General features: G+C 48.1%; 11 protein-coding genes. 6 read left to right on the plus strand and 5 right to left on the minus strand.

Going from position 1 to position 13,121, the window contains the following annotated elements; genetic code table 11:
- Positions 1-34: 34 nt before the first annotated feature.
- Entirely contained in the window at positions 35-622 is a 588-nt protein-coding gene (dcd, locus tag CWI81_RS02750) for a dCTP deaminase (RefSeq protein ID WP_126783695.1), read from the plus strand.
- Here dcd and CWI81_RS02755 read toward each other — a convergent pair.
- Complete coding sequence (locus CWI81_RS02755; RefSeq protein WP_126783696.1) at positions 619-1,515, minus strand: gluconeogenesis factor YvcK family protein; 897 nt, start codon at positions 1,513-1,515, stop codon at positions 619-621. The two genes, dcd and CWI81_RS02755, sit on opposite strands and share 4 nt — an antisense overlap.
- A gap of 83 nt (positions 1,516-1,598) precedes the next feature.
- Here CWI81_RS02755 and CWI81_RS02760 point away from each other — a divergent pair, with 83 nt between their 5' ends.
- The 4 genes from CWI81_RS02760 to CWI81_RS02775 all read left to right on the plus strand — a co-directional run bounded on the left by CWI81_RS02760 (position 1,599) and on the right by CWI81_RS02775 (position 5,827).
- Positions 1,599-3,005, plus strand: coding sequence for a protein adenylyltransferase SelO family protein (locus tag CWI81_RS02760; protein ID WP_126783697.1), 1,407 nt, complete (start codon positions 1,599-1,601; stop codon positions 3,003-3,005).
- A 92-nt stretch (positions 3,006-3,097) separates the two neighbouring features.
- Complete coding sequence (locus tag CWI81_RS02765) at positions 3,098-3,613, plus strand: DUF192 domain-containing protein (protein WP_126783698.1); 516 nt, start codon at positions 3,098-3,100, stop codon at positions 3,611-3,613.
- A 35-nt stretch (positions 3,614-3,648) separates the two neighbouring features.
- Positions 3,649-5,358, plus strand: coding sequence for a M28 family metallopeptidase (locus CWI81_RS02770; RefSeq protein WP_126783699.1), 1,710 nt, complete (start codon positions 3,649-3,651; stop codon positions 5,356-5,358).
- 85 nt (positions 5,359-5,443) lie between these two features.
- Complete coding sequence (locus CWI81_RS02775) at positions 5,444-5,827, plus strand: FxsA family protein (protein WP_126783700.1); 384 nt, start codon at positions 5,444-5,446, stop codon at positions 5,825-5,827.
- 60 nt (positions 5,828-5,887) lie between these two features.
- Here the strand turns inward: CWI81_RS02775 and CWI81_RS02780 are convergent, their stop codons facing one another.
- From CWI81_RS02780 to CWI81_RS02790, 3 genes are all read right to left on the minus strand, one after another.
- The gene (locus CWI81_RS02780) at positions 5,888-8,989 is read right to left on the minus strand and encodes an efflux RND transporter permease subunit (protein WP_126783701.1); all 3,102 of its coding nucleotides are present in this window, start codon (positions 8,987-8,989) and stop codon (positions 5,888-5,890) included.
- 11 nt (positions 8,990-9,000) lie between these two features.
- Positions 9,001-10,155, minus strand: a complete 1,155-nt coding sequence (locus CWI81_RS02785; RefSeq protein WP_126783702.1) for an efflux RND transporter periplasmic adaptor subunit — start codon at positions 10,153-10,155, stop codon at positions 9,001-9,003.
- Between the two features lie 105 nt (positions 10,156-10,260).
- Positions 10,261-11,271 carry a zinc-binding alcohol dehydrogenase family protein gene (locus CWI81_RS02790; RefSeq protein WP_126783703.1) on the minus strand — a complete coding sequence of 337 codons (1,011 nt, stop codon included), beginning with the start codon at positions 11,269-11,271 and terminating at the stop codon, positions 10,261-10,263.
- 113 nt (positions 11,272-11,384) lie between these two features.
- Between CWI81_RS02790 and CWI81_RS02795 the strand changes: the two genes are divergently transcribed.
- Positions 11,385-12,128 carry a hypothetical protein gene (locus CWI81_RS02795; RefSeq protein WP_126783704.1) on the plus strand — a complete coding sequence of 248 codons (744 nt, stop codon included), beginning with the start codon at positions 11,385-11,387 and terminating at the stop codon, positions 12,126-12,128.
- Here the strand turns inward: CWI81_RS02795 and CWI81_RS02800 are convergent.
- A complete protein-coding gene (locus CWI81_RS02800) occupies positions 12,095-13,111 on the minus strand; it encodes an ArsA family ATPase (protein ID WP_126783705.1) in 1,017 nt (338 codons plus the stop codon). The genes CWI81_RS02795 and CWI81_RS02800 overlap by 34 nt on opposite strands.
- Positions 13,112-13,121 lie beyond the last annotated feature (10 nt).

Below are 13,121 nucleotides of genomic sequence, written 5' to 3' on the forward strand. Positions count from 1 at the left end.
ATCACTCTATTAGTCATTCTGAGGCAAACTAGCTATGCGGTTAAATGACAAAGAAATCGAACAATTTCTTGAACAAGGCACTATCGGTGTAGAGCCCGCTCCGTCAAAAGAGAATATCTCGGGAGTTACTCTGGATATTCATTTGGGCTCAGAATTTAGAGTTCTGCAGGACCACGCGGCTCCTTATATTGATATCAGTGGTTCGCGCGAAGCTATAGAAAGTGCCATTAAAGAAGTTATGGGTGACGAAATACAATTAAGCCCGGAACAGGCATTCTTTATCCACCCTGGTGAATTTGCTCTGGCCGTCACCCACGAATCGATCCGTCTGCCGGAGGATATGGTGGGCTGGCTCGATGGCCGTTCATCATTAGCGCGTTTAGGGCTTATGGTGCATGTTACTGCACACCGGATTGATCCGGGCTGGTCCGGTCAAATCGTACTGGAATTCTTTAATAGTGGTAAGTTGCCACTGGCGTTAAGGCCGGGAATGAAAATTGGTGCGATTAGCTTTGAACGCTTAAGCGGCCCTTGCGCTAGACCGTACAATAAGCGAGAAGATGCAAAATACCGTGATCAACACGGTGCTGTTGCGTCGCGGATATCTGCAGATGGCGGTTAGGCTGGCTTTTTAAACAACGTCTCTACGGCAAAATTCAGTTGTTCGAGTAACGACTGAGGATCGTGCCGATAATGCACGTCGCTATCTGCTCGCAGTCCGTCAACTTGTGGAACGCTAAGGGCCGGGTCCCTATGGTTGGACAGTACTAGGTCAATGACATTTGAGCCGATGTGCTGTTCCAGAAAAACGAGCTTTTCAGTCAGCGATAACTGCCCCGAGGCACCTTTTTCGTGCACAAGGTTATCGACAAAAATTACTTTACCGGCTGATTGCTTTATTGCCTGGGCAATATCTTTTACCAGCAGCGGCGGCAATACCGATGTTAAAAAGCTGCCAGGCCCCAGAATAATTAAATCACTTTTGTACAAGTGCCGAACAGCTTCAGGAGTTGCCTGAGCGTCGCCTGATAGCGTTAACGAGCGTGGCATGTGCTCCAGCTTATCAATAAGAATTTCGCCATGGCATTGAATGCCCTCGTCGGTTGTTGCAATTAAGTCAGTAGGACATTCTGACATTGGTAACAAACGCGTGTTTATATTCAATAAGCGACTGAGTAACTGAATGCCATCAATGGGCCGAGCGCTGACTTGATCCAGTGTATATAACAACAAATTACCAAGATTATGACCCGCCAAAGAGGTTTTGCCGTCAAAGCGGTAGTTTAATACGTCGGCTGCCAGTGGTTGTTCAACCAGCTGCGACAGACAATTGCGGATATCCCCCCAAGCGATGGTATGGTGGGCTTGACGAAGAAGGCCTGTCGCCCCTCCGTTATCTGTTGTGGCAACAACGCCTACTAATTTGTGTTTCATAAAGGCCAGAGTGGACAGTACCCGTCCTAGTCCATGGCCTCCACCGATAGCTGTAATTCGGCGCATTGCAGTAATTTGCATGCAGCGGTCCCTTTACCTTTCGTTATTTTAATTTAGTCCGCTAGACTCGATAAATAGTCTACCGCTCTGTAAGATAAGAGTCTATGAGTTTACAGTTTGTTAACCAATACGCAGAAAAGTTCGCTGATCTTGTCACTGAGCAACCGATACAGCCCAACGGAATGTCACAGCTACGGTTATTTAACCGCACATTGTGGCAGCAGTTAGGAGGTTCAGAAAACGCTGAACACAAGTTGCTAAAACAGTTAGATGGCGAACAGGACTGGCCCGGTATCCGGCCGCTCGCACAAAAATACGCAGGCCATCAATTTGGTCATTTTAATCCCTATCTGGGTGACGGCCGAGGGCTTCTGCTTGGCGAAGTAAAAACCCCTGATGGATCGTACCGAGATCTCCACCTAAAGGGGTCAGGGCCAACTCCGTATGGCCGCGGTGGCGATGGGCGGGCTGTGTTGCGGTCCTCGATTCGTGAATATCTTGGTAGCGAAGCACTGGCCGCGTTGGGCATTCCCACCACGCGCGCGCTGCTGCTAACCAGCACCGAAGGTCATGTTCAGCGCGAGCAACTGGAGCCGGGCGCTATGCTATTGCGAGTTGCTGCGACGCACGTGCGCTTTGGTCATTTTGAACACTGTTACTACCGGAAGTTAGAAGCTGAGCAGCGACAGTTGTGGGATTATGTCATCGAGCGACAATGGCCAGAGCTAAAAAATGCCAGCCGCGACCAACAGTTTCGACGAGTGATGGAGAGTACGGCGGTGATGATTGCGCTGTGGCAGTCCTATGGTTTTATTCATGGCGTGATGAATACCGACAACATGAGCCTGGTTGGCGAAACTTTTGACTATGGCCCCTATGCAGTGCTGGACCAATATCAGCCGGAGAAGATTTTTAATCATACCGACCAAACCGGTCGTTACGGTTTTTTACAGCAACCCGGCATCGGCTTATGGAATCTGAAACGATTGCAAATGGCGTTAAGTCTTTCGCTCCCAGTCGACGGTTTTACTGCGGTGTTAGATGATTACGAAGCCGTGATTCAACAAGCGTTTTTTAAACAAATGAAACAGCGGTTGGGGCTAACACAGGTAGCGGACGAGAAGGCCTATTCGTTAGTGGGAGGCTGGTTGCAACTGCTGCAACAACACCAGCTGGATTACAATATGAGCTTTCTGCAACTGGAACGTTGGTATACTCATCAGCAGCCTGTGCCTTTTAATGAGCTGGGCAAAAGTTGGTTGCAGGAGTATCAGCAGGCGGTCGGAGGACAGCCTGACATTGCTACGATGCAATCGGTTAATCCTTTAGTAAGCTTGAGAACCCATCATTTAACCCGGGTTATTGAGGCTTCGGAGCAGGGCGATGATAGTCTGTTGAAGGATTATCTGAAGGCTTTAACCGATCCGTTTAACCGTCAGTACTGGCAATCACAGTGGGCGCAACCGCCAGCACCTGAAGATCAGGTCGGACAGTTGTCCTGCTCAAGTTAACCACGCCAATGTTGCGATTTAGCGATGGATAGGACAGAATCAAAAGCGAGCTTCGCAGAAGCGTCCAAAACATCAGCTTACTGGAATTTTCAATGAAACGACTCGTATTTCTGATTGCTAGCGCCGTGCTTATCAGCGCTGGCAGTTACGCACAAAATTGGCGGGTACCATCGGCTCAAAGCTTTGATCAGACAATGATCTGTCTGGGCGAGCTGGATCAACCATTAACCGTTGAATTAGCCGATAAGCCCGCTCAACATGCACGAGGCTTGATGCAGCGTGAGTCGCTCGGAGAGTTTTCCGGGATGTTATTTCGCTATCCAGAGGTACGCAACGGCGATACCGGCTTTTGGATGTATCAAACCCTGATCCCGTTAGATATTGCCTATTTAAACCAGCACCAGGAAATTGTGAAAACTTTTACCATGCTGCCTTGTGGGAGTGACAATCCGTACAATTGTCGAAGTTATGCGCCGGGAAAACCTTATCAATTTGCGTTAGAAATGAACGCAGGCTTTTTCGCCGAGCATGATATTCGTATGGGCGATAAAGTGACGATTGTCGGGCAGCAGGACGCCGAGAGTAGTTGTCACGATATTGTTCAATAGAGTTACAACATCAATAAGAATAATAGGGGAAAACCATGAAACATTTTGCGCTTAGCGCGATTGCCGCGAGTTTATTAATGGCTTGCAGCCCTGCTAATGAATCGTCACAGCAAAGCAATGCTGAAGCAGCCGATCAGCAGGCCGACACTCAATCAGAAAAGCCTGATTTGGAAGGGTCTGCATTTAATCCTAATTTCCGGGACTACTTAAAAACCATATCGGCTGACGAATTTGAAGGGCGCGAGCCTTCGACCGAAGGTGAGGAGAAAGTCGTCTCGTTTATCGAAAACCACTTTGAAGAGTGGGGGCTTAAGCCATATAACGAAGAAACTGGCAGCTACCGCCAATCGGTACCACTGGTTAAGATCATGCCTTACAAAGTGAGTGACTTGAGTTTTTCCGGTGATCAGGCGCCGGAAACTATGGACTATCGTACCGATATGATGGCCTGGAGTATGCAGGTAACAGAACAAGTCGACTTAAGCCAGAGCGAAATGGTATTTGTCGGTTATGGAATAGTAGCGCCTGAATACGATTGGAATGACTATGAAGGGCTGGATGTAGAAGGCAAGACCGTGGTGATGTTTGTTAATGACCCCGGCTACGCGACTCAGGATCCAGAACTGTTCAACGGTAATGCGATGACCTATTACGGGCGCTGGACTTACAAATATGAAGAAGCTGCCCGGCAAGGTGCGGCTGGCGTATTAATCATTCATGAAACGGGTGCCGCCGGCTACGGCTGGGGTGTTGTTGCGGGTGGTTCGCCGGTGCGTTATGACCTGAAAAAAGAAAATAATAATATGGACCGGGCCAAAGTTGAAGGCTGGTTGACCAAAGACAGTGCCGAACAGTTACTCTCTACCGTTGATTTGTCGGTGGAAGAAGCACGACAACTTGCGTTAAGCGATGATTTTAAAGCGATGTCTTTAAATACCGAAGCAAACTTATCGGTTAGTAATAAGTTTGAAGAGTTAAGTGCCTATAACGTGGTTGGCTACATTGAAGGGAGCAAACACCCCGAAGAACATGTTATTTACATGGCCCACCATGACCACCTGGGAACCGATCCGGTGCGCGAAGATGATCCTATTTACAATGGGGCACAGGATAATGCTACGGGTACAGCAGGGCTGCTGGCGTTGGCCGAAAAATTTGCACAACAGCCACAGCCTGAGCGCTCGATCATGTTTTTAGCCGTAGGTGCAGAAGAAAGTGGCTTATTGGGTTCTAAATGGTATGCCGAAGAGCCATTAATGCCGCTGAGTAAAACCGTTGCCGGTATTAATATGGACGTTATGAACGTCTATGGGCCGGTCAAAGATATGGTGGTTATCGGTTATGGTAACTCAGAAATGGATCAGTACCTTAAGCCGTATATCGAAAAACAGGATCGCTATTTAGCGCCTAATCCAACACCGGAAGCGGGCTTTTTCTATCGCTCTGATCACTTTAGTCTGGCCAAGAAAGGTGTGCCAATGCTGTATGCAGAAGGCGGTAACGATCACCTGACTAAAGGCAAAGAGTGGGTTGAGGAGCAACGAGCTAAATATGTGGCAGAGGCTTACCACAAGCCAGCTGACGAATACAATAAGGACTGGGATCTGCGTGGCGCGCAGCAGGACCTGTCAGCGTTTTTCGAGCTAGGCTACGATTTAGCTAATTCTCGGGACTGGCCACAGTGGACGCCAGGAAATGAGTTTGAAGCTGCTCGAAAAGCAACGGAAGATCAACGTAAAGACTAAAATTTGCTGTTGGATTGACGGCTTTGGGTTGAACATGCGGCTGTTTTTGTGGTCTATTAATAATAGATAGTTAATAGGAGTACGCATGAATCAACAGCGAAAACAGATGTATATTCGCTTTAATCAGGGTCGTCATTCAGCTTCAGGAGGCCCCGGACAACCGGGAGGTGGTCCTGGAGGAAACTGGCTCAGTAAGATACTGAGCCTTTTTTTATTGCTGGTGATGGTCGGCTTGGCTATTACTTTCGGCGTTTTCATTCTCATTATTGGTGTTATTTTAATGATACCGCTGCTGTGGAAACAACGACATGCCATTCGCCAGTTTTGGCAGTTAAGAAAGCAGGCGAAGGCACAGTTTGAAGAGAGTAAGAATCGCTACAAGGAACAGCAACAACAGTCTTATGACCGCGAAGATAACACTGTCATTGATGGTGAGTACGAAGAGGTCGATGAATCTAAGAAAAAGTAGTAAAGCAGATAAAAAAAGCCCCGGGCGCTAGTTTCGCGACCGGGGCTTTTTTAATACCGATTATTCGGTTTGTTGTTTAGGCGGGAATACTCTGCGCACTGCATAGAAGAACAGCGGCACAAAGAATATTGCTAACACAGTACCACCGATCATACCGCCGATAACACTGGTGCCGATTGCATTTCGGCTGGCAGCACCAGCGCCGTCACTTAATGCCAGTGGCATTACCCCGAAGATAAAGGCTAACGAGGTCATTAGGATAGGGCGTAAACGCAGTCGCACTGCTTCCAGGGTCGCTTCCAGCAATTCTTTACCTTGCTCCTGCAGATCTTTAGCAAACTCGACAATCAGTATTGCGTTCCTTGCTGAGACACCGACCGTTGTCAACAAACCGACCTGGAAGTAAACATCGTTAGAAATGCCCCGTAAGGAGACGGCAATAACTGCACCTAAAATACCGAGAGGCACGACCAACATCACCGAGAATGGAATCGACCAGCTTTCGTACAAGGCCGCTAAGAACAGGAATACAACCACTAGCGATACGGTGTATAAAATAGGCGCGAAGTCGCCGGACTGACGCTCCTGAAGAGAGATGCCTGTCCACTCAAAGCCAATGCCCTGAGGTAACTTAGCAATCATTTTTTCCATCTCTAACAGTGCCGCCCCTGTACTCACACCGGGGGCTGCCTGACCCTGGATGTTCATCGCGGCTACACCGTTATAGCTTTCGACACGCTGCGGTCCGTAGGTCCATTCCCAGCTAGAGAAAGAACTGAACGGTACCATATCGCCCTGGTTGTTGCGCACGTACCACTCGTTTATATCTTGTGGCAACATACGGTCATCGGCTTCGCCCTGAACATAGACTCGTTTGACCCGACCGCGGTCGATAAAGTCATTAACGTAGGCAGAACCCCAGGCGGTACTCAGGGTATCGTTAATACTACTGATGGTAAGTCCCAGAGCCTGTGCTTTCTCAAAGTCGATATCAATTTTTAACTGTGGCGCATCTTCAAGGCTGTTAGGCCGAACTTGCTGCAGCTTGTCATTTTGACTCGCCATTCCCAACAATTGATTTCGGGCTTCGACTAGTTGTCGATGGCCTACATTGCCGCGGTCCTGTAAGTACAGGTCAAAACCTGTGGCATTTCCGAGTTCAGGAATCGGCGGTAAGTTAAAGGCGAAGATCATTGCTTCTTTAATCGTCGAGAAGAAGCCAAAGGCGCGGCCAATAACGGCCTGTACGCTTTGACTTTCATCACGTTCTGACCAGTCGTTAAGCCGCACAAAGGCAATACCATTGGCCTGACTACGACCGGAAAAACTAAAGCCAACTACTGAGAACACCGATTTTACCGCATCCTCCTGCTCTAAGTAGTAATTTTCAATTTTATTCATTACCTGATTGGACTGCTCAAGAGTCGAGCCTACTGGCAGGTTCATCTGGGTCAAAAAGACTCCGCGATCCTCTTCTGGCAAGAAGGCCGACGGCAGGCGTGTGAATAAAAAGGCTAAAACCGCAATAATACCCAGATACAAAAGACCGAAACGGATACCACGACGAAGAATACTGTGCACGGAATTGGTGTACTTATCGGTGGCTTTCTCTAAAGTGCGGTTAAACCAGCCAAGTGGACCCCAGCCTTCACTTTTATGCCCTTTTACAGGTTTTAGAATGGTGGCACACAGTGCTGGTGAGAAGATGATAGCAACCAGCACCGACAAACTCATAGAGGTAATAATGGTTAACGAGAACTGACGATAAACGGCACCTGTCGCACCAGGGAAGAAGGCCATCGGCGCAAATACCGCAGCCATGACCACACCGATAGCCACCAGGGCACCGGTTATTTGTCCCATTGACTTAATGGTCGCCTGCTTTGGTGATAATCCCTCTTCGGACATTAATCGTTCGACGTTTTCAACAACAACAATGGCATCGTCAACCAACAGTCCGATGGACAACACCATACCGAACATGGTCAAGGTATTGATGGAGAAACCGGCAAGTGCCAGAACACCCATAGTACCCAAAATAACCACTGGAATGGCGAGTGTCGGAATCAAGGTTGCACGTAAGTTTTGTAGAAATACGAACATTAACAGGAACACCAGAATAATGGCTTCAATCAGTACCTGTGCCACTTCCGAGATGGATATCTTGATAAACGGAGTGGTATCGTAGGCCGTCACCATTTCCATCCCTTCAGGAAAGAACTGTTCCAGCTCTGCAACCCGCGCTTTTATCGCTTCAGCCGTCTCTAAGGCGTTAGCACCAGTTTGCAGGTTTATTGCAAGACCCGTTGCCGGGTTACCATTGTAATTAGCGTTTACTGAATAATTTTCGGCACCCAGTTCAACCTTGGCGACATCGCGCATACGAACTTGAGAGCCATCTGGCAGCACTTTCAGAATAATGTTTTCAAACTGTTCCGGATCGGACATGCGTGTTTGTGCGATAATCGTTGCGTTTAAGCGCTGACCGTCAACAGCTGGGGTACCACCAAGTTCACCGGCAGCGACCTGGGCGTTTTGCGCGCGTATGGCCGATTTCAGTTCAGCCATGGTCAACCCATAGTTAACCAGCGCGGCAGGATCGACCCAGATGCGCATTGCGTATGGAGCACCGAATAACTGCACGTTACCGACACCGCTGGTACGGGATATTTCATCTTGAATGTTCGAGGCAATGTAATCGCTGAGATCGGTTTGATTGTAGCGGTCATCTTTAGCGACTAATGCCAGCACCATCAAAAATGAACTACTGGACTTGCTGACCGTAATACCTTGTGCCTGAACTTCTTGTGGCAGCTGAGGTGTCGCCTGGGACAGCTTATTCTGAACCTGTACCTGAGCGATATCAGGATCCGTACCCGAGGCAAAGGTTAGACTGATGCTGCCATTACCAAAATTACTCTGGGAAGAAAAATAGAGTAAGTTATCGATACCTGTCATGTTTTGTTCGATAACTTTGGTGACTGTATTGGCAACAGTCTCAGAGTTGGCGCCTGGGTAGTTATACTGAATTTCCACCGCTGGCGGAGCAATGGTCGGGTACTGAGCAATTGGCAGCTGAATGGCCGCAATCGCGCCGGCCATCATAATCAATATCGCTATAACCCAAGCAAATATCGGGCGGTTAATAAAAAATTTAGCCATTTCCGAATCCCTTATTGCTGTTCAGAGCTTGAGTTATCAATGCGTACGCTGTCGCCAGAACGAATATTTTGTAAGCCTTCGATTACTACAAGATCACCGCTTTCGATGCCGCTACCGACTAACCAGTCGCTACCGATGGCGCGGACCGTCTCGATCATACGTTGTTCAACCTTGTTACCGTCGACCACTAGCATTACATAAGGCCGGCCCCTTGGATCACGAGTAACCGCTTGTTGTGGAATCAAAAGAGCATCACTTAAGGTACCTTCGCTTACTTCAGCCCGAACAAACATACCAGGATATAAATGATTATCTGGGTTTGGAAATTTAGCTCGAAGCAAAATGGCGCCAGTATCTTGTTCCACTGTTACTTCAGAAAACAACAATTCACCCTGCTGTTTATAGTCGAGTCCATTCAGGTTCAGTTGCACTGCCGCATTACCCTCAGGAGTAGCTTCAATGCGGCCTGACTCGATATCTGCTTTCAGCTGTAAAAATTCTTTGCTGGATTGGCTAATGTCTACATAAATAGGGTCAAGCTGATTAATTGTCACCAGAGGATCGGCCTGTGATGCAGTAACCAGCGCGCCTTCAGTAAAATTAGAGCGACCAATGACACCACTAATAGGCGCATGAACATTGGTGTATTCCAAATTGATTTGCGCGGTTTTAAGCTGCGCCTGGGCTAAAGCAACGGCGGCTTTATTTTCAAAGTAGGTCGCTTCCGCAGTATCAAATTCGTCCTGACTAACAGCATTTTCCTGCAACAGTTCTTTGAATCGTTGGTAACGTAATTCGGAGCTTTTTAGTACTGCTTTGGCGCGCTCTACTTCGGCTTCAGCACTGGCAAATTCAGCTTCGTAAACGGCTGGGTCAATTTGATAAAGTTGTTGCCCTTGTTCGACAGTCGTACCTTCTTCAAATTTTCTGTCCAGCAACACACCACTAACCTGAGGTCTTACTTGTGCTACTCGGTATGCAGAAGTACGGCCCGGCAGCTGTGTCGATATTGACACCGATTGCGGGGCAACTTCAGTCACCGTTACCGACGGTGCTTGACGTGCTTGTTGTTGCTGGCCAGCTTGTTGCTCACTGCATGCTGTTAACGAGCTGGTCGCTAAAAGGCCAGCGGCAACGATGGGAATTAACTTCAACCGATTATTCATCCATTACCTCGAGTTAGTTCTTTTGCTCATTTTATTGCCCGGAATTATACATACATACTTGTATGTTTGTAAATTAAAAATCGGTTACATAAGGCTGCCGACCGACTATTCCGGTACCGTTAATGCGATTTTTCCAATCGTTTTACCTGACTCAACGGCGGCGTGCGCCTTGATAAGATTAGCGGCATTAAGAGCACCAAAGTTTTGTCCGAGCGTTGAGCGTAGCTGATTGTTATCGATAAGCTCAGCCACTTTTGCTAACAGTTGGCCTTGCGTGGCCATGTCTTCAGTTTGAAACATCGAGCGGGTATACATAAACTCCCAGTGTAAACTGACACTTTTTTGTTTAAGTTTGGTGATATCCAGTGGCGCCGTAGGGTCATCAATAATACCAATTTGACCTTGTGCTGCTATGAGGTCCACTACAGCATCAAAATATTGGTCACTGTGGGTCAACAGGGCGACGTCGGTAACTGCATCAATATCATTTAGCTGCGCTGCTAATGGTTGGTTATGATCGATAACGTGATCAGCACCCAGCGCCTTTACCCACTGTTGCGATTCGGGCCTTGAAGCGGTCGCGATAACGGTTGCGCCCGTTAACTGCTTAGCCAGTTGCACCATGATCGAACCGACGCCGCCTGCAGCACCAACGACCAGCAGGCAACGTTTGCTGTGGGGCGAGTGACTGTTTAGTTTTAATCGATCAAATAGCAGCTCCCAAGCGGTAATTGATGTTAACGGCATCGCCGCTGCTTGAATGTCCTGCAGTGTTGACGGGGCCTTAGCGGCAATTCGGTAATCGATAAGTTGTTGCTGTGCGTTACAGCCCGGACGGGTAATATCGCCCGCATACCAGACTTTGTCGCCTGGCTTGAAACCGCTTACTGACTGGCCGACGTCGATCACTTCGCCAACAGCATCCCAACCAAGCACTTTGTAGCCTTGTTCCGGGCTAACCCGCTGTCTGATTTTTGTATCCACTGGGTTTACAGCAATAGCAGTAACCTTAACCAATAGATCGTTGTCGCCGGGCGTGGGGGCTGGTAGCTCAATATCTATTAAAGCATTGGGCTCGGAAATTGCTAACGACTTCTGGTAGCCGACGGCTTTCATTGCTATTCTCCTTGGCCATAGTCAATAAAGGATTAGTTGTTCGCTTGATAATACGTGGTTATTGACTAAAACCGATCGATTGTGAACCAAAATTATTTCAAACGGAGATGTTGATGAAAATTCTCTACTGGCAGGTGAGTGCTGCGGTTAGCTGTTTATTGATATCGTTTGTGGCTACCGCGGATACCCAGATTGAAGACGCAAAGGAAGCATTAAATCAATTGCGGCAACAACAGGCGGTTGAGTTCGGCTATGAGCGTCACTCAAGGTTTGACGACCGCACTATGCTGGAATTGCATCAACCACAGGTTAAAGAACAACCCTGGCAGCTGTTGCAGGAAAATGCTGAGACGCCATCGGCTCACCGACTGGATGAATACCGTCGTATGAAGCGGGATGAGGAAGCTGCGTCAGAAACCACCGATGAAGAGCAACAAAGTGTCAAGTTATCGTTAACGACCCTGGTGCAAGAACAAACACTGCAATACCTGGATCAGCGACAGTGGCAGGGCCAGACGTTAAGAGCATATAGTTTTGAGCCTAACTTAGAAAAGTTTAGTGAACATAACGATAAGTTACAGGGGCATTTATACCTGTCGGTAGACAGTGAGCAGCTAAAGGGCTTGTCGATTACTCTGCAGGAATCCTTTTCACCCGCGATGTCGGTGAAGCTGGAGCGGTTTAAATTGCAGATTGAATTAATGCAAATCGAGCGTGAAGGGAAAACCTATACTGTTCCTCAGCGAACCGAAGAACAGGTAGCCGGTAGTTACTTATACTTTAAAGATTTTGACGACTATACGGTTCGCGAATATTCCGATTATCAGGTTTTTCCAAAACCCGCGTCGGATAAATGATCAGCGAACTGCTCGAGTGCAGACAGTCCTTGAGGATCTTCGGGCAAAAGTGACAGTCGATAGTTGGGCCAACTATTAAAGCGTTTGCCAATATCTTCCAGGTAGCTAACTTCTTGCTTGCGGCGGCGGGCCAAAAATTGTCCGTCTGCCTGCTCCGGTAAAATCCGATTAATGACTACGCCTGCAATGGGCAGCTTTTCCTGAGTCAATGCTTTTAACGCCCGGTCCGTTTCCTGTATCGGCAATCGTTCTGGCGTTAGTACAAACAAAATACCGGTGTAGGTGGCGTCCTGCAGTAAGCGCCGTGTGCGCTGGAACAGACGTTGCCGGGTGAGTAGCTGTTCAGAAATTGCTTTAGTCCTGTCGGTCATTCCGTCAGTGGCATGTTGTTCCGGGTTTGACATTGGATTACTCACGTCCTTACCGGCTTTGGGTGCTAAATGTTGCAATACCCCTTCAAATTCTTCCGAACGATTTTGCGAACGCAGCATGCCCTGCGTCCATGCAGCCATTGCTTCTGGCAAGGTTAACAGGCGTAAGGTATGGCCGGTTGGGGCGGTATCAAAGATCAGCAAATCGTAGTCTTGCTCGGCCTCGTCGATGATTTGACAAATACGCTCGAGCAGGGCGGCCTCTTGCGCCCCTGGAGATTGTTGGGAAAGTCGCATTTGGCGCTCAATCTCTGGAAACAGATCCGGATTGGTAAAGCGTTTCATTTGTTGCGTAACACGCTTGATATGGGCTTTCACCTCATGATCCGGGTCGATTTCAAGCGCATCCAGATTGTTCTTTATCGCCGTTTTCTTATCACCGATAGGGGTATCGAAAGCATCAGCCAGGCTATGAGCCGGGTCGGTCGATACAATTAATACGCGTTTACCGGCACGAACCGCTAAAATCGACAGTGCAGACGAAACCGTTGTTTTACCGACGCCGCCTTTACCGCCGACCAGTAATATTTTCCGGTCTAGCAAGTTCTTCATAATTAACTAT

It is taken from the genome of Idiomarina seosinensis (assembly GCF_003987275.1).
In the GTDB taxonomy this organism is placed as follows: domain Bacteria; phylum Pseudomonadota; class Gammaproteobacteria; order Enterobacterales; family Alteromonadaceae; genus Idiomarina; species Idiomarina seosinensis.